The 18,497-nt window shown below is 59.5% G+C and carries 15 protein-coding genes; 7 read left to right on the top strand and 8 right to left on the bottom strand.

The genetic code is table 11. The features are described 5' to 3' along the window. Positions 1 to 45: 45 nt before the first annotated feature. The 5 genes from ASG35_RS13380 to ASG35_RS13360 form a co-directional block, all read right to left on the bottom strand. Positions 46 to 2,277 (bottom strand): polysaccharide biosynthesis tyrosine autokinase, encoded by a 2,232-nt coding sequence (locus ASG35_RS13380; protein WP_056357730.1) that lies wholly within the window; start codon positions 2,275 to 2,277, stop codon positions 46 to 48. Positions 2,278 to 2,364: 87 nt separating this feature from the next. After that, a complete protein-coding gene (locus ASG35_RS13375; protein ID WP_082508372.1) occupies positions 2,365 to 3,546 on the bottom strand; it encodes a polysaccharide biosynthesis/export family protein in 1,182 nt (393 codons plus the stop codon). A gap of 16 nt (positions 3,547 to 3,562) precedes the next feature. Beyond that, positions 3,563 to 4,939: an undecaprenyl-phosphate glucose phosphotransferase gene (locus ASG35_RS13370; RefSeq protein ID WP_056357727.1), complete on the bottom strand. Its 1,377-nt coding sequence runs from the start codon at positions 4,937 to 4,939 to the stop codon at positions 3,563 to 3,565. 44 nt (positions 4,940 to 4,983) lie between these two features. After that, on the bottom strand, positions 4,984 to 6,459 hold the full coding sequence (locus ASG35_RS13365; protein WP_235527545.1) for a mannose-1-phosphate guanylyltransferase/mannose-6-phosphate isomerase: 1,476 nt from the start codon (positions 6,457 to 6,459) through the stop codon (positions 4,984 to 4,986). Between the two features lie 165 nt (positions 6,460 to 6,624). Continuing rightward, positions 6,625 to 7,626, bottom strand: coding sequence for a GlxA family transcriptional regulator (locus ASG35_RS13360; RefSeq protein WP_056357721.1), 1,002 nt, complete (start codon positions 7,624 to 7,626; stop codon positions 6,625 to 6,627). A 1,345-nt stretch (positions 7,627 to 8,971) separates the two neighbouring features. Between ASG35_RS13360 and ASG35_RS13355 the strand changes: the two genes are divergently transcribed. The 4 genes from ASG35_RS13355 (at position 8,972) to ASG35_RS13350 (ending at position 12,391) form a co-directional block, all read left to right on the top strand. Next, positions 8,972 to 11,203 (top strand): hypothetical protein, encoded by a 2,232-nt coding sequence (locus ASG35_RS13355; protein ID WP_056357717.1) that lies wholly within the window; start codon positions 8,972 to 8,974, stop codon positions 11,201 to 11,203. A 143-nt stretch (positions 11,204 to 11,346) separates the two neighbouring features. After that, positions 11,347 to 11,514, top strand: coding sequence for a hypothetical protein (locus ASG35_RS31340; RefSeq protein WP_156393147.1), 168 nt, complete (start codon positions 11,347 to 11,349; stop codon positions 11,512 to 11,514). A 184-nt stretch (positions 11,515 to 11,698) separates the two neighbouring features. After that, complete coding sequence (locus ASG35_RS31335) at positions 11,699 to 11,839, top strand: hypothetical protein (protein ID WP_156393146.1); 141 nt, start codon at positions 11,699 to 11,701, stop codon at positions 11,837 to 11,839. Positions 11,840 to 11,926: 87 nt separating this feature from the next. Then, entirely contained in the window at positions 11,927 to 12,391 is a 465-nt protein-coding gene (locus tag ASG35_RS13350; RefSeq protein ID WP_056357759.1) for a GDP-mannose mannosyl hydrolase, read from the top strand. Positions 12,392 to 12,604: 213 nt separating this feature from the next. Here the strand turns inward: ASG35_RS13350 and galU (ASG35_RS13345) are convergent, their stop codons facing one another. Continuing rightward, positions 12,605 to 13,570, bottom strand: coding sequence for a UTP--glucose-1-phosphate uridylyltransferase GalU (gene galU / locus ASG35_RS13345; protein WP_082508371.1), 966 nt, complete (start codon positions 13,568 to 13,570; stop codon positions 12,605 to 12,607). A 289-nt stretch (positions 13,571 to 13,859) separates the two neighbouring features. Here galU (ASG35_RS13345) and ASG35_RS13340 point away from each other — a divergent pair, with 289 nt between their 5' ends. Together ASG35_RS13340 and ASG35_RS13335 are read left to right on the top strand one after the other, a co-directional pair. Continuing rightward, positions 13,860 to 15,023 carry a GlxA family transcriptional regulator gene (locus ASG35_RS13340; RefSeq protein ID WP_235527544.1) on the top strand — a complete coding sequence of 388 codons (1,164 nt, stop codon included), beginning with the start codon at positions 13,860 to 13,862 and terminating at the stop codon, positions 15,021 to 15,023. Positions 15,024 to 15,105: 82 nt separating this feature from the next. After that, the gene (locus tag ASG35_RS13335; RefSeq protein WP_056357754.1) at positions 15,106 to 15,696 is read left to right on the top strand and encodes a phosphatase PAP2 family protein; all 591 of its coding nucleotides are present in this window, start codon (positions 15,106 to 15,108) and stop codon (positions 15,694 to 15,696) included. Between the two features lie 47 nt (positions 15,697 to 15,743). On the opposite strand, the gene galU (ASG35_RS13330) is transcribed toward ASG35_RS13335, so the two are convergent. Next, positions 15,744 to 16,673: a UTP--glucose-1-phosphate uridylyltransferase GalU gene (gene galU / locus ASG35_RS13330; RefSeq protein ID WP_056357714.1), complete on the bottom strand. Its 930-nt coding sequence runs from the start codon at positions 16,671 to 16,673 to the stop codon at positions 15,744 to 15,746. Positions 16,674 to 16,746: 73 nt separating this feature from the next. Beyond that, entirely contained in the window at positions 16,747 to 16,890 is a 144-nt protein-coding gene (locus tag ASG35_RS31920) for a hypothetical protein (RefSeq protein WP_200945727.1), read from the bottom strand. 301 nt (positions 16,891 to 17,191) lie between these two features. Here ASG35_RS31920 and ASG35_RS13325 point away from each other — a divergent pair, with 301 nt between their 5' ends. Then, complete coding sequence (locus ASG35_RS13325; protein ID WP_082508370.1) at positions 17,192 to 18,367, top strand: acyltransferase family protein; 1,176 nt, start codon at positions 17,192 to 17,194, stop codon at positions 18,365 to 18,367. Positions 18,368 to 18,497 lie beyond the last annotated feature (130 nt).

Below are 18,497 nucleotides of genomic sequence, written 5' to 3'. Positions count from 1 at the left end.
AAAGTGGCGCGTCCCGCGCGCCGCGGCGTCAGCGTGTCCAGGGCATCACTCAGGGATGCTCTCGTAGCCGTAGTAGTTGGTATAGGAACTGCCCGACATCAGTTTCGATTGCGGCACGTCGGTGAGAAGCACACCCTTCATGTTCACGCCACCGTGCTGCAGGCGCTTCATGGTTTCGCCGATTTCCTCGACCTGATTGCGGCCATGGCGCACCACCAGCAGGCTCGTGCCGGCATGCTTGCCGATCACGGTGGCGTCGGTGACGGCGAGTACCGGCGGGGTATCGATGATCACGAGGTCGTACTTGTGCTTGAGGAATTCGAGCACTTCGTGCATGCGGTCGCTCATCAGCAATTCGGACGGATGCGACGGCAGCGAACCCTTGGTCAACAGGTCGACGCCCGGCAACACGTCGTGCAAAACAGCCGCTTCAATATCCGAACCCATCAGCACGTCCGACAAGCCCGGCATATGGCGCACGCCGAAATGCGAGTGCACGTCGCCGCGGCGCATGTCGCCGTCGATCAGCAGCACGCGTTTTCGTGTCGATGCCACCAGCGTTGCCAGGTTGACCGAGAGGAACGACTTGCCGGCATCCGGACGCGAGCCCGTCAGCATGACCACGTTGTTGCGTGCATCGGCCATTTGCAGTTGCAGCGAGGTACGCAGTCCGCGAATGCCTTCCACTGCAGCGTCTTCCGGCGACGTAGCGGCAAGCACGTGCAGGCCTTGACTACGCGAACCGACCTTCTGTTGCAGGCGAAGCTGCTGGTTGCTGCGCGGAACGATGGCGAACACACGCACGCCAAGACGGTTCTCGATTTCTTCCGGACGTTCCACGCCGCCGAACAGCGACTTGCGAATGAACGCCACGATAATGCCGAGCACCAGGCCCGTACCCAGGCTGATCAAGATCACGATCAGCCGCTTCGGACGGACAGGATCGTCGGCGGCTTCAGCGAAATCGACCACACGCACGTTGCCCACCTGACCCGCCTTGGCAACACGCAACTGCTGCGCGCTGTTCAAGAGGTTCGTGTAGAGCTCGGTGTTCACCCGAACGTCACGCAAGAGACGCAGCGCGGTCTGCTCGGTGTCCGGCAGCACGGAGACGTTCTTGGTCAGCGAACCTTGCGCGGCTTGCAGTGCGCCGATCTGTGCATCGAGCGCGGCGACCGACGGATGGTTTGCCGTGAAGCGTTGCGAAAGTTCAGCGCGTTGCTGTTGCAGGTCCATCAGCTTCGTCTTGTTATCGACGACTTGCTGGAGCAGCAAGCGGCTTTCTTCGCCGAGATCGACCGTACCTTGCTTGTTACGGAAGGTGTTGTACTTCTGCTCGGCCTGGTCCAGTTGCGTGCGCAGTTCCGGAAGCTGTTGCTCGAGAAACGCGAGCGTCTTGCCGGCTTCAGCTGAACGCGTGTCCATGTCTTGCTGGACGAAGCGGCGAGCGATGTTGTTCACGATCTGCGAGGTGAGCTTCGCGTCATGACCTTCGAGGCTCAACGCGATGATGCCCGACTGCAGCGTGGTCTCCGCGACCGTGAGGCGCTTTTGCAAGGCGTCCACGGTGCCGAGCGTCGATGCACGCGTCAGTTCGAACTTGGCGCCCGGCTCACCGTTCATCTGCTCGACGAGCAAGCTCACCGGACCGAGCGCGCTCGAACCGTTCGCTTCCTGGCCGACCTTGCCGTTCAGGATCGCGATGCCGTCAGGATCGCTAAGGACGTAGCTGCCGCCTTCGCCTGCCGTCAGGATGTACGTCTTGTCGTAGGCTTCTTTCGGCGTGTCGAACTTCGGCACCGAGATGCTTTCGTTACCCCATGCAAAACCCGACAGCCAGCTCACCGGCGCCTGGCCATTGCGTGCGCCGAGAATGTCGCCTATCAGGCCGCCGACGATCGGGAAATAACGCGGACGCGCCGTGATATCCAGATGCAACTTGTTGACCGTATCTTCGACCACGAGCCGCGAGCGCAGCAGCTCGATTTCGGCAGCGGTCGTCGACTTCGCGTCGAACATCTGCGATACGGTCTGCACCGCGTTCGCATTGTTATTGTTGTTGGCACCAGCCTGGCTTTCAGTGACCTGGATCATTGCGTCGGCGCGATACACCGGCGGCGCAATGAACGCGTAGGCCGTGCCGAGCAGCAGCACTGCGAGCGTGACCATAACAATGATCCGCCAGCTCCCCAAGATGGCCGCCAGGTAGTCGGACAAGCGCAGCTCGTCCCCCGTCGACACTACATCCGCATAGCGGTTTTCAAAATTGATGGCCATTTTTGTCGCTCACTCAAACGATCACACGATCAAACGAAACGCGCCGGCGCCTTTTAAAGAGGACGGCGCCGGACACAGCTTCAATGACTACTTGGTAACGATCGCGGCAGTCAGGCCCGCGTTGATTGCCGGCAGGAAAAGATTCAGCACGCGGTTTGCACGGACCAGGCCGCTGTTATCGACATAGACAATGTCCTTCGACTCGAGCGGGAACTGGTTGGCAAGCAGCATGGAAACCGGCGAACGTGCATCCAGGCGATAGATCACCGGCGTGTCGCCGGCAGTCGAGCGCAGCACGAACAACTGCTTCGGATTCGACGTTTCCTGGTTCAGCTGACCCGCTTGCGCAAGCGCTTCGGCAAGCGTGAGCGTGCCGTCGCGCAGCGGCGGAACCGGCGCGGGTTTGTTCACTTCGCCCATCACGTAGACCGTGTTGTCTTCGCGTGCGTCCACATGCAGCATGTCGCCCGGTTGCAGCATGATGTCGGCGGGGTTCTTGCCGTTTTTCATCATCTGGGCAACGTTCACCGGGTACGCCGTGCCGTTGCGGGTGATCGTCACGCGGCTTTGATCGGCCGTCGGTGCAAAACCACCCGCGCGGTTGACCGCTTCGGTAAGCGTCATCGGGATGTCGTTGACGGTCTGTGCGCCAGGTGCACGCACGTCGCCATCGACATAAACCTGCGACGAGCGGAACGAAGCCACGCGAACCGTAACTTGCGGCTTCACGAATACCTTGCTCAACTCGCCATAAATCTCGCGCTGGATCTGCTCGGCCGTCTTGCCCGATGCATGGATTGCACGGTTCACGTACGGGAACTGCACGTTGCCTTCGCTATCCACCACGAAGCCAGGCGCTGCGTCCGACGTCTTGGTGTTCTGCGCCGGCTGGCCAACTGCGGCCGCGAGTTCAGGGTGATCCCATACCGTGATCTGCAGCACGTCGCCCGGTCCGAGCTTGTAGCCAGTCGCCTTGGCGAACAGACCCAGCTGGCTCGCAGTTTTGTCCATGCTCTTCTGTTCCGCGCGAATCTGGCGGATCAGCGTCAAGTCGATCTGCTTGATCGGGATCTGGATGTCGCTCGTGACGTCGCCGTTGTCGGCGCTCGTCACAGGCAACGCAGCCGGCTCGATCATGTGCTGGCCCGGAGCCAGCGAACATGCGGACAGCATGGCAGCGATCGCGAGGGAAAGGGCCACACGCGTTCCAGGCACGGCATGGCTGTTTTTGTTCGGCGCCGTGGCACCGGATATTTGTTGGCTGTTCATGTTGTCGTCCCCTGCTTCAATAAGCGTTGGTGTGGCGCAAACCTTTGAAGATCGTCGCAAAGATAATTTTCATATCGAGTCCGAACGACCAGTTACCCAAGTAGTACAAATCGTGTGCGACGCGTCCCTCCATTTTCTCGATGCGATCAGTCTCGCCGCGAAACCCGTTGACCTGGGCCCAGCCGGTGATGCCAGGCTTGATCCGGTAGCGATGGATGTAACCCGAGACAACCTTCTGATAAAGATCGTCGTGCTCCAGTGCATGCGGACGCGGTCCTACCACCGACATGTCGCCGCGCAGTACATTGAAGAATTGCGGCAACTCGTCGAGGCTCGTGCGGCGCAGGAACGCACCGACACGTGTGATGCGGGGATCGTTGCGCGTGGCCTGCCGCAACTCACCTTCCTTCTCCACGTGCATGCGCATGGAGCGGAATTTATAGATGCTGAAAACGCGGCCATCGGCGCCCTTTCTGCGTTGCTTGAAGAACACCGGGCCGCGTGAGGTGACCTTCACGGCAATTGCGCAAGCGATCATGACCGGCGCCACGGCAATCAGCGCGGCTGCTGCGAACACGCGATCGAAGATCTCTTTTTGCAGCAACGCATTCGGCGGCAAAGGCGACGCAGCGAGGTTGATGGTCGGCACGCCCAGCAGGTTCGTCACGCTGCCTTCGAACAACGAAAGCGTGCGCACGTCCGGCATGAAACGAATATTGACCAGGTCGTTGCGGAATTCATCGACGAGCTTGAGGATCGTGCGTTCTTCGGTCAGCGGCAGTGCAAGCCACACTTCACCCACGTTCTGCGTACGGACATAGTTGGCAAATGCATCGTGATCTTCGAACACCGGCACGCGGGTATTCATCTTTGCGCCGGACTGCACGTTATAAGCCGCCGTTGCACGAAAACCCGCAGCAGGCGCCAAGTCGATCTTGCGCACGATCTCGTCGCAATGTTCACCACAACCGGCAACCGCAACCTGCTTCAGATTCAGCCCTGCGTTGCGAACCCGGCCTAGCACCGTATGCGTCACCATGCGGCCCGCGATCATTCCCGCGCCGGCCATTCCGGTCCAGTAAGCGAACCAGAGACGCGACACGAAGTCGATGCGATGAAGCGAGAACATCAGCACCATCGCGCACGCCTGCACGATGAGCCAGCTCAGCGCGACCTGTCCGGCAAGCGCACTCTTGGAGCGCCCGCGCCACGACTCGTACACGCCGAGTGCCGGAAACACGGCAAGCGAAAACGCCGCCGCGAAGGCCACGAACGCCAGGTAAAAGCTTCGTTGCGAGACATCGTCGAAACGGATTTGCGACGCCACGAGCGCGCCCGCCACGATCATCGCGACGTCGAACAGTCTCGCCAGCAGGTTGGTCATTCCGCGCATTTTTATTCTCCCCGAACCGCTCAAATCTTTCGCTTGACGGTTAATTAGCTGCACCGGCCATACTTGTCGTCGAATCTGACGATGTCGTCTTCGCCGAGGTAGGTCCCTGACTGCACTTCAATGATTTCGAGCGGCACGCGACCCGGGTTTTCCAGGCGATGACGCACACCGAGCGGGATGTAGGTCGATTCGTTTTCGCTCAGCAGAAACTCTTCTTCTCCGCGCGTCACGAGCGCCGTGCCGCTTACAACAATCCAATGTTCCGCGCGGTGGTGATGCATTTGCAGCGACAGGCGCGCACCCGGATTCACCACGATGCGCTTGACCTGGAAACGCTCGCCATGGTCGATGGAATCGTAGAAACCCCAGGGACGGCGAACCTTTCTGTGTGTATCGGCTTCGGGCGCCTTCTCGCGCTTGATCCGCGACACGAGGCCCTTGATGTCCTGAACGCGCGAACGGTCGGCTACAAGAACAGCGTCGTCGGTTTCGATCACGATCAGGTTGTTCGTCCCCACACACGCAACCAGCCTGCCCCCTTCCGAACGCGCATAACTCGCGGTCGATCCTTCGAACAACACGCGTCCGGTCGATGCGTTGCCTTCATCGTCCTTGTCCATCGCATCCCAGACCGCATCCCAGGAACCGAGATCGGACCAGCCCGCCTGAAGCGGCACGACCACGCCCATGAACGGCGAATCGGGCTTGCCCAGGTGCTCCATCACGGCGTAGTCGATGGAGTCAGATGGCGATTTCTGAAACGATGCAGCGCATGGACGCAAGTATTCGTCAGTGTTATTCGCTTGTTCGTGCGACAAGACACATGCCGCGTACATCTCCGGCTGGAGCTTTTCGAGGGCGGCAAGCCATACCGATGCACGCACCACGAAGATGCCGCTGTTCCACCAAAAATTACCGGAAGCCACGTATTGCGCGGCGAGTTCCGCAGCCGGCTTTTCGACAAACCGGTCGATTCGATGCGCGCCGTCATCAAGTGCATCGCCCAGGCGGATATAGCCGAAACCCGTGTCCGGACGTGTCGGCGGAATGCCGAGCGTGGCGATCTCGCCGGCTTGCGCGTGACGTGCGGCTGTATCGATGGCGGCATGCAGTGCGGGCACGTCCGCGATCGCGTGATCGGCCGGCATGGCAACGAGAATCGCGTCCTGACCGTCGGCGCAAGCGGTCAGCGCCGCGAGCGTGAGAGCGGGCGCGGTATCGCGTCGCGCCGGTTCAACCACAATGCGCGCGCTCACGCCGCTGTCGCGAATCTGCTCGGCCGTAGCAAAGCGGTGTTCTTCGCCGCAGACAATCACGGGCTCGGCGGCGACATCCCAGACAGAGGGAAAACCCTTCATGCGCAATACGGTTGCTTGCAGCAAGGACTCGGCGCCCACGACGCCAATCAGTTGCTTCGGGAAGTTTTCGCGCGATACAGGCCACAGACGCGTGCCCGATCCTCCGGCCAGAACGACCTGAACGAGACGCCGGCAGTCACTCGACACACCTTTCGCGCTCATGAGCACGACTCCCTCTTCTTGCCCCATCTTCGAGTTCATTTTAGTAATCCTATGTTCTTGAACGTCTTCCCCGGGCGTAGCGACGCAATATGGTTTGCGCTCGCTGCACCGATAATCCAGCGCGGCTCGGTTCGAGCCGTCCTGCACGTCTATGGCCTGTGTTGATCAGACGCCCGCGTCGCGGCGGCTTTGCATCCGGTACTCGGTGGGCGAAATAAGAAGGCGCTTGCGGAAGATCTTGGCGAGACGATCGCCATTTCCCATGCCGCTGCGCCGCGCGATCTTGTCGACCGGCAATTCGGAATCGGTAAGCAGCGTGCAGGTCACAGCAAGGCGCGCTTGAAGCAGATAGTCCGACGGCGTGATACCCATCTCGATCTTGAAACGGCGCAGGAAGTTGCGCTCGCTCATGGCCGCCACTTGCGCGGCATCGACTACGGATATGGGCCGTTCGCAGTTGTCCTGCAACCAGCGGGCAGCTGCGCGGATCTTGTCGCCGGCGGAAGCCGTTCCGCTGTCGCCGAGCAACGGCACCAGCTTCGAAGCCGAGCCCGGCATCAGACGTTCCGCGACACCGCGCGCCACGTCCACGCCCAGATCGCGCTTGATCATCAGCAGCGCGCCTTTCATGGATTCGTACCGGTCGCCCGCTTCGCTCGCCTGTTCCTCGCGGACCGCGTTCATCATCGAATGTCCGATGCGGATTTGCGATTCCGCCGCGTGACCAATGCCGGCCGCGTCGAGCACCTTGCGTCCTTCGGCTATCGACTTGACCACGGTGGTCTTCGAATGAACCCGACGCAGCCATTCGACAATGCGTTCGTCGCCCGCAGCGTTGTCGGCGCCCTTGCCGCCGGCCACGAACAGTGCGTCGAAACCGCCGTAGTGGCGTGCATCGAGTCCGTCGGTCCACACCCGCACCGACGACGAACACGCCACGTTGCCGCCTTCGACTGAAAGGAAACGCACGTCGTAATTCCAGTCGTTGCGTGCCTTCAAAACCGCCAGTTCGTTGGCGACATGGAAAACCTCCGCGACGATTCCGGCGCCGAGCAAGGAAAATCCTTCGTACAAAAGGATCGCGATGCGGCGGATCTCGGCTTGCGTGCTTCTGGGAGCCGGTTGCAGCCAGCCCATCACGGCGGGTTCAAGACTGGCGTAAGGCATGGCATTCCCCTGCGAACTTGTTAAATCCAACATGATTGGATAGTGCGTTCTCATTGCGGTGCATCATAGACACCCTCAAGTTTTATTAGGTTGTCGTGACTGAAAGTAGCGAGATGTTGGCGGAAAAATTCCGGCGTCGCCATTCAAATCCTTTCAATGCGTGCGCTGGCCATCATTCACCCTTTTTCTAATACGGCCGTTCGCTTTAAACACAACGAAACAGGCCGAGGGTGATTTGATTTTCGGATGGGACATTGCAAGACGAGTGCCATGAGAACGAGTAGCGCATATCGGACAGAGCAGTCAAAACCTGCCAACGTCATACAAATCAACGGTCCGCGCGGTTTCCAAAGCCGCACGCGGCGTGGCTTTCCGGCGTGCCATTGGCTTGCCTATCAAGGTGATGCCGACACTGACCAGCAAAAACGTTTCGTCCGTGAAACGCCAAAAAGTGGGATTAACGAATTACTCCATTAGAACAAGGGGTTTTAGCCATCAGACGCGTTACTCGGAAAACCACTTCAAATTAATTTACAAGCTTTAAAGAGCGTCTTTATTGGCGTCTTCCAATTAACAACGAGCGCGACTAACGTGCGGTGGCGCACATACATTCTCATACGCGATAAATTCCGGATAATCGCGTTTCATATGAGCAACGAAATCGATTAATCCTATGAGATTAAGGAATGCGCTCAGAAAACAGCGCCGGAAGGCAATAACCCTTGCAGAAACAGGCTTCGGCTAGCTCAATGCGCATCAAATGTGAACGCGTATTGGCGCAAAACCGCTGTCGTGTGGCGAATCAGTCCGGGACCGTTCAACCAGTCGAATACCACCTGTACGAACCGGTATGCATCCACCATGTCGTGATCTCGCATCCGCATCCGCCTCAGGAACCCGCACTTTGGCGGGCAGTACGTTTTGATACAGATTAGTTACGCGGCTTTCCTTACAGCCCAGCGTGTTCCGGCCACGCCAGATCAGCCACTTAGTCGCGCAATCCCGCCAGCCATATACGGTCGGACGGTCCGATGCAGTGAGCATCCGCCAACGTTCATCGCGATGACTGGCGCGATTGTTTCGCCTCGCCTATCCTCAGCGCAATCGGAAGCCTTGTTCGACGGGGCGCGGCGTCTCGCCAGGCGGTGGCAGCCATTCGAACGCGACCCTTTTTGCTGCGTTGCGGCATCGAAAGTTTGCAGCTTTCCGGCGAGACCGAGCACAGGGCGGCAAACCGGCCGAAAACGTTTCATTCAAGTAGCACGAAGGTGGCGAGGCGGCCTTTTCATCGGTGGAAACACTGAGGCTGTCATCGGACCACCCGGCTTTGATTCTTCGGGGCGTAATGAAAACAACATCGACACCACAACCGGCGCGTGCGGTACGCACGTTCGCCCGGAGCACGAGGATCGCGCTGATCTGCGTTTTGGCACTGGTTGTATCGAGTTGCCGAGGCGAGCCGGCCGCCAGCCAGGAAGCAGGAGCAGCCGAGGATTCGGTCAAGATCGACGGCGCTTCGTGGACACCGTGCGCGGCGGAATACGAGCGATGCTCGTTCGATGGTGCGAAAAAAGTGCTGTACGGCACGCCCGAAAAACACACGGTCAAGACATTCACCGGTGGCACGGGCTGCGATAACGGCGTGTTCGACGACCCCGCTCCCGGCGCGACCAAGCGTTGCTGGGTCGAAGCAGAGGCGAAAACGAGTGCCGCTGCCGCGCGCTTTGTCGCGGATGCGCCGCCTCCATCCACTGCGCTCGCCATGCAATGCACGCCCGCCGCTCCCGTTGAAATCCCCGGTTCAAGTCCAGCGGCTGAAAGCGTGGAAGCCGATACACCCGGCAGCAACGGCACCCGCATGTTTTCTTTGCGCAAGCCGTTCGACGTCACGCTGACCACGCGAGCGAAATCTGCCGGCGTCCTCGTCTGGCAGATCCAGGACGCATGGAACACAGTGAAGGCGAGCGGCCGCATTGCCGTCACGCCGGGCACGCACGGCTCATCCATTCGATGCACATCGCAAGCGGCCGGTTATTTCGCCATTTCGGCGCGGCTCGAGCTCGCCAATGGATCACCGGTCACGTTGCCCTCGAAAGGCACGCGGCCAGCGGGCATCGCAACGTTTGGCGTGCTGCCCGATCTCACCGCCGTGCTGCCGCCGGTCGCCTATAAGAACGCCGATCTGCATCGCTTCGGCGGCCAGGGCGCGGCGTATTTGCGGCCGGGCCAGTCGTGCTGTTCCGGCGATGGCTATCGGCCTCTTTACCCCGACCTCGGCCTCACCTGGGTGAACGACAACCGCAACTGGTACATGACGGAGCCCAAGGCGCCGAACACCTTCAATGCCGCCGCCGACAATCTCCAGCCATTCTTCAAACCGGGCGACCTGTTGCGCCTGATCCAGCTCGACGGCATTCCCGGCTGGGCGAACAAGACCGGCAAGGACACGCACAGCTACGCGCCCTCCTCCCTCGCCGATTACAGCGCCTACATGAAACGCGTAGGCGAAGAGTCGAACCGCGTGCGCTCGACCGTGTTTCCGACGCAAGCGAGCAACTACTACCAGGTGAGCTGGGAACCCGACTACGAAGGCGGCCTTCCGTGGCGCGATTCCGACGCCAATCTCGTCGCCATGTACAAGGCCACGTACGAATCCATCCACGCGACCGATCCGCATGCGGTGGTCATGGGGCTGACGCTGTCGTCGCTGGGGAAAAACACCGAGTGGCTGAACCGGCTCGCACCGCTTGGGCTTGCCAAATATATCGATGGCGTGAGCGCGCACGGTTACTACGACGTCGGCACGTCGCCATCGCATCCGCCAGAACGCATGGCGGGCAACACCGATCCAACAAAAGCCGCGCAAAGCCTGCCCGCCGTGATGCGCGCGTTGCGCCACACCATGACGCAAATGCTCAAGCCCGGCGCGAAACTCTTCATTACGGAGTCCGGAATCAGTTACGACATCGGCACGAAGTACGGACCTTCAACGCCATCGGCTAATGTTTTGTATGCGCAGGGCGCGCTGGTTGCACGGCTGCATTTGATCCTCCTCGGCGAGGGCGCCGACATGAGCTACATCTTTTATGCAACCGATCCGCCCGAACCCGGCTATGGCATTTTCTTCGATCTCGTGAATGCGGAAGGCGGCTTCGGCCAGACGCAGATCAGCCCGAAACCCGCCGCAATGGGCGTGGCCGCCATGACGCGCGTCATAGACGGCACGAACACGCTGGGTCACATCAAGGACGCGCCGCCAGGCGTTTATGCCTACGCGTTCCAGCGGCTGAATGGCGGCAAGGTTGTCACCGCGCTATGGACGCACGACAACGCCGCGTGGCCCGGCGCATCGGGCTTCAGCGCGACGCGCGGCGTGCGTTATTCGCTTGCCGTCGATGCACCGGGTTCATCGGGAACACTTACCGTGCTCGACATGATGGGCAATCCATCCACATTGCCTTACGCAAACGGCCGGGTTGCATTGACGCTCACGGAAGCACCCGTGTACGTGATTTCACAAAACGCCGATGTGATGAAGCAAAACGTCGACGTGCCCGAGGGATACGTCGCCAGGTAGGTTTATCTACGTTCGCGTTTCAATCTGTTTCGGTGAAACCGCCGGGTCTTTACGAAAGCTCCGACGGTTTCATCTTTCGATGGCCCTTAAATTCGATCTCTCCATGATCATTTAAGGCAACGGCCCGTGCCGTTGATATCGCCATGAACCTGCAAGACACGTCGCGCACCTCGTCGTTCGCAAACAATCTTCTTTTCGCCGTGTTGCTCGGATGCGCAACCGTGATGACCGCGTGTCCGCCCGACACCGCCGACCCTTCGGACGCCATTCGCCCCGAGCACACGCCTTTGCTATCCCACGACCTGGGATGAATTGCGGATGGCTTACAAACACGATCTTTCGTCGGTTTCTGCCAGTCCATCGGCAGTACGGCGGCTCAGGGCGCGCGCTACACTGAACTGCCCTGCATAAAGTGCCGGGGCCGTCGCAGGCGCACTGGAAAACTTTGCGTTGCCAAGCGATGGCGCGACAGTTCCAAGCCCATTCGGATAGATCATGGACGGCTTGCGTTTGATGACGATGCTCGTCGTCGCGATGCTCGGCGGGGGAATGGCCGTATGCGCGCTGATCGCGTTGATCCTGTTTCTGGTAAGCGGTATCTGCACACGCCTTTTCAAGAACAACGACCCTGACTGAGGTACATAAAGCGTGACAGATCTTTCTTCGTTTTCCGCAATCGCCGAGACAGACGGCTCCCAGCAACAGATCAAATCGCCGGCATCGTTGCACGCCGCTCATCTCGATGAAGCCGATTTCCTCGATGTCGTTCGCTTGACGCCGCTGGTGTCCATCGACCTGATCGTAACCGACGGCAATCGCCGCGTGCTGCTTGGACAGCGCCGCAACCGTCCGGCGCAAGGTTCGTGGTTTGTGCCCGGCGGCCGCGTGATGAAAGGCGAGACACTCGATGCCGCGTTCACGCGCGTGGTGCGCGACGAACTGGGAATAGCCAGCGTTCAACGTTCGGCCTCGCGTTTGTTCGGCGTGTTCGAACATCACTACGATGAAAACTTCGCCGGCGCTGCGGGCATCACGACGCACTATGTGGTGCTCGCCTATTCCATCACGCTGGGCGGCGCCGTGCCCATTGGCCGCTTCGATCAGCACAGCGGTTACGCATGGCTGATGCGCACCGAAGTGCTCAGTCGCGACGACGTGCATCCGAACGCCAAGGCTTATTTTCGGTAATGCATCGGAAGTTGGTTTGAATAATGACCAGCGGCTCACCGAGCCGCTTTTTTATTTGCCCCGCGAACAAAAAAAGCCCGCGCGAGGCGGGCTAAAGACCATAGCGCGCACCGGGGGGCTAGCGCTACTTACAACACGGTACTTGCTGCAATTGATTTCGTGTCCCCGCCACGGCCGGACTTGCCTGCAGCTAACAAAAGTCCGGCGACGTCGTCATTCGGTATCGATTGCGAGTTCTGGCGTTTCTTCAAGCGGATCGTCTTCGGCCGCTACTCCGGCCTCTGCTTCGACTTCAGGAACAGGACGACGGCTCGCAAGAAATGCCTGCAGATACGCCCCGAACTGCTGCGCCACTTCCGGGTGACGCAATGCGAATTCAACGGTCGCTTTCAGGTAGCCGAGCTTGCTGCCGCAATCGAAACGCTGGCCCTTGTATCTGTATGCAAGCACCTGTTCATCGGCGAGCAGGGACTGGATGGCATCGGTCAACTGGATCTCGCCGCCCGCGCCCGGCTTCTGCGTGCGCAGATGCTGGAAGATGCGCGGCATCAACACGTAGCGCCCGACCACGCCGAGATTCGAAGGCGCCAGTGCCGGTTCGGGCTTCTCGACCACGCGCGCAATCTTGAAAAGATGATCGTCCCATTGCCGGCCATCGATCACACCATACGAGCCCGATTCGCTCCGATCGATCTCTTCAACGCCCAGCACCGACGAGTGATATCGATTGAACACTTCCACCATCTGCGCCATGACGGGCGGCTCGCCGTCGAGCAGATCGTCGGCGAGCATCACGGCGAACGGCTCGTTGCCGATCAGCTTCTCGGCGCACAGCACGGCATGGCCCAGACCCAGCGGTTCAGCCTGACGCACGTACACGCAGTCCACGTGCGAGGGCTTGATGTTGCGCACGAGATCGAGCAAGGCTTGTTTGCCGCGCGCCTCGAGTTCGCTCTCGATTTCGTATGACTTGTCGAAGTGATCTTCTATGGCGCGTTTGCCGCGGCCCGTGACGAAGATCATCTCGGTGATGCCGGCGGCGACCGCTTCTTCCACCGCGTGCTGGATCAGCGGTTTATCGACGATGGGCAGCATTTCTTTTGGACTTGCCTTGGTCGCGGGAAGAAACCGCGTGCCCAGTCCAGCGACGGGAAACACCGCCTTGCGTACTTTCAGCATATCCGCCCCTTGTTTTTCCGGCGCTCGCTAACGGGCCTGGATTTCTTGTGAATGTGACCGTGATGTGTGGCCCGCATAACCTGTGTGGCCTGGCGAACGCTTCGTGTGCTCACGCTGCGAAGGTCGCTATTTCGATCACTTAGGGCCAGCTTATTACTCGAATATCGAAACCATCTGCCAACATCTCGTGCTTTTCAGACGACTGACATGACGCATCAATCTCGCCGCGTATAGTGCGACGCATACGAGACCAAATACCCGCCGCTCTGACCGACAACGGAGAAAGTTGATGGGACACGCCAATGGCATGAGCCGGTTGCAGATCGTGCGCCCGACTGGTGCGGATGCCGCACTCGCGCACGATGCAAGCGAACAGGATCTGTCCGCTGACCAAGCGTCCGCTGACGGCCACGACCCGGCAAACGAAACCGCCAACCACGCAATGCAGGACGTTATGCACGAAGCCAGACTCGAAGGCACGCCGGCGCCCAAGCGAATCGGCATTCTGATCTTCGAGGATTTTTCGCTTGTCGAAGTCAGTTCGATTTCCGAAGTATTTTCTCTCGCCAACGAGATCCATGAAATATCGGATGCGGCCGCGATCAAGGGCGGCGTGACGCCGGATTACGCGCTGCTGTTTTTATCGAGCGATGGTGGCAGCGTTGCCAGCAGTTGCTCCATGCGCATCTGGACCGAAAGCCTCGATACCCGCTGGATGAGCGATTGCGACGCGCTTTTCATTGCAGGCGGAGAAGGCGCACAGCGTGCGAAGCTCGACGCACAATTGCTGCGGCGCCTGAGCCGCGTCGCGCCGAAGATCTCGTTCGTGAAAGCGATCGGCGAAGGCTCGCAGATCCTCGCCGCGGCGAACCTGTCGTTGCAAAATCGTGCGCCCGATTTCGAGGACCCGGCTGCGGCGTCCGCGTTGACGAGTTCGTTGTTCATCGCGGAACAGACGCTCACGCTCGACGACCCCAAGGGTCCGATCGCCGCCGCGTTGTCCATCATCAAGCGCGACTACGGTCCGGCGCTCGCGCGGGAGGTATCGGAGCGATCGATCCCCGGCGCGTGGTCGAAATTGTCCGCGGTGCTCGAAGACACGGACGCAGGCGGCGTGCGGCAAAAGATCGACGCAGCCGCGCGCTGGATGCGCGAGAACTACATCCGCCCCATTTCCATTGCCGATGCAGCGCGCGTTGCAGCCATGAGCGAACGTAATTTCCTGCGCCGGTTCAAGGCGCAGATCGGGCTGACGCCATCGGAATATTTATTGCGCGCGCGGTTGGACGCGAGTTGCATGTTGCTCGCGGCGACCGACTTGCCCGTCGATAAAATCGCTCGTCGATGCGGCGCGGGAAGCGGCGACGGACTGGCGAAGATCTTCCGCAAACGCTTGTCGATATCGCCGACGGAATACCGCCTTGCCGGGCGCAGGAAAGTAGCGGAAGAGTAAATAAATACGATGTAAAAGCACAGCGCGACAAGCCGTGCGCGACGTTTCGGTCGCAGCACGGCGCGCGCTTTTCGGGGGAAGCATGACGATTACCACTTTGCTGGGCATCTTCACCAATCTCGGTGATGTGGCGGTGACCATTCCGGTTGCAGCGGGATGCGCGATCTGGCTGCGGGCAACCGACAAGCGCGAGGCGCTGGTCTGGATCGCAGCGCTCGGCGCAGCGCTGGCGATTGTTGGGGTCAACAAGATTCTTTACGCGGGCTGCGGTATTGAAGTCCGCTCGCTCGACTTTCGCGTGATCAGCGGCCATACCATGCTGACATCGGCGGTATGGGGCGTGACGTTCGGATTGCTCGCCGGCAGCTGGCGTGCGGGATGGTACGGGCTTGGCGCCGCGGCGGGACTGGCGCTCGGCGCGTTGATCGGGTTCTGCCGCGTCGTGCAGGATGCGCACACGCCAATCGAAGTCGTCGCCGGATGGTTTCTCGGCAGCGGCGTTGCGCTGTTTTTCCTGCGGCGTTTTTTTGGCCAGCCGCGCAAGATGACCGGATCGATATTCGCCGGGCTCGGGCTGCTGGTTGTATCGACGATTGCTTACGGACACCACGCACCGATTCAGCAAATCCTGGTCGCGTACTCGCCGTGGTTATGCCGCTGGCTTGAATTCTGATTCTTGCTTTTGCCCGCACCGATCGCATAGATGTTGCGGGCAAAACGTTACTCGAGCACCGTCAATTCCGCCTGGTCGATTTGCTCGATCACGGGCGCCGGCATCAGCTCCGCCATGCATTCGCGCAAATACGCCTCGAAACCGTCGCGCACTTCCGGGTGTTGCAACGCGAGTTGCACGGTCGCCTTCAGATACCCGAGCTTGCTGCCGCAATCGAAACGCGTGCCGTAATACCGGCAAGCCAGCACCTGTTCCGCAGAAAGCAGCGACGCAATGGCATCGGTCAGTTGAATCTCACCGCCGCTTCCCGGCGGCGTCGCGCGAAGGTGCGAGAAAATGCCGGGCATGAAAACATAGCGCCCGACCACGCCGAGATTGGAAGGCGCCAGCGCCGGTTGCGGTTTCTCCACGATGCCGGACAACTTGATGATGTCCTCTTCCCATTCCCGCCCTTCAATCACGCCGTACGACGCACTGTCGATGCGATTGATGCGCTCCACGCCGATCACGGAGCTATGGTAATGATTGAAGACATCGACTAGCTGCTTCATTACCGGCTCTTCGCTGTGAAGCAGATCGTCGGCGAGAATCACGGCGAACGGGTTGTCGCCAATCAGTTTTTCCGCGCACAAAACCGCATGTCCAAGGCCGAGCGCCGTCGGCTGGCGGACGTAGAAACAATCCACGTTCGCCGGCTTGATCTTGCGCACGACGTCGAGCAACGCTTCCTTGCCGCGAGCCTCGAGTTCCGCCTCGATCTCGTAGGATTTATCGAAGTGATCTTCAATTGCGCGCTTGCTTCGGCCGGTCACGAAAATCATTTCCGTGATGCCGGCGGCGATTGCCTCTTCAACGGCATATTGAATCAGCGGTTTATCGACGACGGGCAACATTTCCTTTGGACTCGCCTTGGTGGCGGGCAGGAAACGCGTCCCAAGTCCGGCGACAGGAAATACGGCTTTGGTGACTTTCAGCATCGCGCGCTTCCCAAATGATTATTTATCGACTCACGAACGGCCGTTCGTGCGGTTTCGTACAGACTGGGTGTATCTATTCAATGTCGTCGGATTGCGGAAACCGAATGCCCGATGCATTCATTGTCGACATCGGGTCGTTGCGCAGCGCGTCTCTATATGCCGAAACCGCGGCGAGGACCACTAAAACAGCAATACCAGCGAGTGCGTGCATGTCCATGGCGTTACCCTGTTATTGAATGGTTTGAAACGAAGTTATCAGAAAAAAAACGACAAATAATTGCCGCCGTTCCAGCCGAATTAATTCGTTGCCTTTCGAACAGACCCGAACGGATTTTTTCCCGATGATGCGCAGGACGAGATGTTTAACGCCGTTTGCCGCGCATATTTTTCCATTATTTGCGGGACTAACATGACACTCACGACACACACCGAGTGAGCGCGCCCAATCGCCGACGCAGCGCCGGGCAATGGCCGGTCTCGCTTAATTCGAACAAATCATCGCGGACATGAGGTTTTCAATGAGCGACTCCTCCCTGCTCGATCCGGCGCGTTCTTCGCTGCATGTATCGCCGGAACGGGTAGCCACGGTCAGCGTGGAAGACAAGGACATCGCCATCAACGCATGGCGCGGTTTCGCCGCGCTCCTGGTCGCGTACTTCCATTGCCGCCAGATCACGTGGATTGGCATTCAGCAGTTCCACAGGACGGCGGCCGGATTCGATCTCAACACGCTTTTCAGCTACCTCACCTTTCCGATTGCCTGGGGCTCGGCCGGCGTGCCGATCTTCTTTGTGATCAGCGGCTACTGTATTCATCGCGGAACCGCGCGCAAGCTGCTCGCCAATCCGTCCGCACCCTTCGATACCCGCAACTTCATGATGCGGCGGTTCGCGCGGATCTATCCCGTGCTGCTCGCGGCGCTGGTGCTGACGTACGTGCTCGATTCATGGAGCCGCGGATTTTCGCCGGTCAGCCCGAAGATCGGCACGATGGATCTGCATGTGTTCATCGTCAATCTGCTTTCGCTGCAAGGCGTGGCAGGCGGGACGTTCGGATCGAACGGCGCGCTGTGGACGCTGTCGCTCGAAGTGCAGTTCTATCTCGTGTATCCGTTGCTGATTGCGTTGCGTCGCCGGATCGGGATGAAAGCCGTGCTCGTGAGCGTGGGTATGGTCAACGTAGTGTCGGCGCTCGTGTTCGAGCGTCACGAGATCATCCTGTTCGCTTCATACTGGTTCTCGTGGACGCTCGGCGCGTGGATTGCCGAAGCGAAAGCCGCGCCGGATGCGGTCAGGTCGCCGAAGGGATCGTGGAAGCTGCTGGGTTTGGCGATCGTGGTTGCGTTGCTCGGATGCGGCGCGTTCCAGTTCTCGCAATATCTGGCGTTCCAGTTTTGGGCGGTGGCGTTCGCGCTTTATCTGTATCAGGTACTCGATAAACCTATGCGCAATTCCTTGCCGGTGCGCGGTTTTTCCTGGCTTGGCGAGTTCAGTTTTTCGCTGTACATCGTGCATATTCCGATTTTGATTTTCCTTGGATCGCTGTTGTTCCGATCGACCTTGCAGACCGCGATATGGCCTTCGTTCGTTTGCATGATCGCGCCGGTGGGTGTGGCGTTCGTGTTTTATATGCTCGTGGAACGGCCTGCCATGCATTGGTCGGCGAGTTTCAAAGGGAAAACTCGGGGAGTTTGAGTCGCATCGCTTTAAAAGAAAAAGCCCCGCATTGAACTGCACCCCAAAAGTTGGACACCCGTCCAACAATTTGGGGTGTTTTTTATGGCGAAGCATAGCGAGCAATTAAAGCTCAAACTTGTCAGGCAGT

The sequence above is a fragment of the Burkholderia sp. Leaf177 genome, from assembly GCF_001424345.1.
Lineage (GTDB): Bacteria > Pseudomonadota > Gammaproteobacteria > Burkholderiales > Burkholderiaceae > Caballeronia.
This window is presented reverse-complemented; position numbering and strand designations above follow the sequence as displayed.

What these genes read in the sequence shown, in the direction of transcription:
- ASG35_RS13355 (WP_056357717.1), top strand. Translation starts at nt 8,972, where the DNA reads ATGAAAACAACATCGACACCACAACCGGCGCGTGCGGTACGCACGTTC.
- ASG35_RS31335 (WP_156393146.1), top strand. Translation starts at nt 11,699, where the DNA reads ATGGACGGCTTGCGTTTGATGACGATGCTCGTCGTCGCGATGCTCGGC.
- ASG35_RS13325 (WP_082508370.1), top strand. Translation starts at nt 17,192, where the DNA reads ATGAGCGACTCCTCCCTGCTCGATCCGGCGCGTTCTTCGCTGCATGTA.
- galU (WP_082508371.1), bottom strand. Translation starts at nt 13,570, where the DNA reads ATGCTGAAAGTACGCAAGGCGGTGTTTCCCGTCGCTGGACTGGGCACG.
- ASG35_RS31920 (WP_200945727.1), bottom strand. Translation starts at nt 16,890, where the DNA reads ATGGACATGCACGCACTCGCTGGTATTGCTGTTTTAGTGGTCCTCGCC.
- galU (WP_056357714.1), bottom strand. Translation starts at nt 16,673, where the DNA reads ATGCTGAAAGTCACCAAAGCCGTATTTCCTGTCGCCGGACTTGGGACG.
- ASG35_RS13380 (WP_056357730.1), bottom strand. Translation starts at nt 2,277, where the DNA reads ATGGCCATCAATTTTGAAAACCGCTATGCGGATGTAGTGTCGACGGGG.
- ASG35_RS13370 (WP_056357727.1), bottom strand. Translation starts at nt 4,939, where the DNA reads ATGCGCGGAATGACCAACCTGCTGGCGAGACTGTTCGACGTCGCGATG.
- ASG35_RS13365 (WP_235527545.1), bottom strand. Translation starts at nt 6,459, where the DNA reads ATGAGCGCGAAAGGTGTGTCGAGTGACTGCCGGCGTCTCGTTCAGGTC.
- ASG35_RS13335 (WP_056357754.1), top strand. Translation starts at nt 15,106, where the DNA reads ATGACGATTACCACTTTGCTGGGCATCTTCACCAATCTCGGTGATGTG.
- ASG35_RS13340 (WP_235527544.1), top strand. Translation starts at nt 13,860, where the DNA reads ATGGGACACGCCAATGGCATGAGCCGGTTGCAGATCGTGCGCCCGACT.
- ASG35_RS13360 (WP_056357721.1), bottom strand. Translation starts at nt 7,626, where the DNA reads ATGCCTTACGCCAGTCTTGAACCCGCCGTGATGGGCTGGCTGCAACCG.
- ASG35_RS31340 (WP_156393147.1), top strand. Translation starts at nt 11,347, where the DNA reads ATGAACCTGCAAGACACGTCGCGCACCTCGTCGTTCGCAAACAATCTT.
- ASG35_RS13375 (WP_082508372.1), bottom strand. Translation starts at nt 3,546, where the DNA reads ATGAACAGCCAACAAATATCCGGTGCCACGGCGCCGAACAAAAACAGC.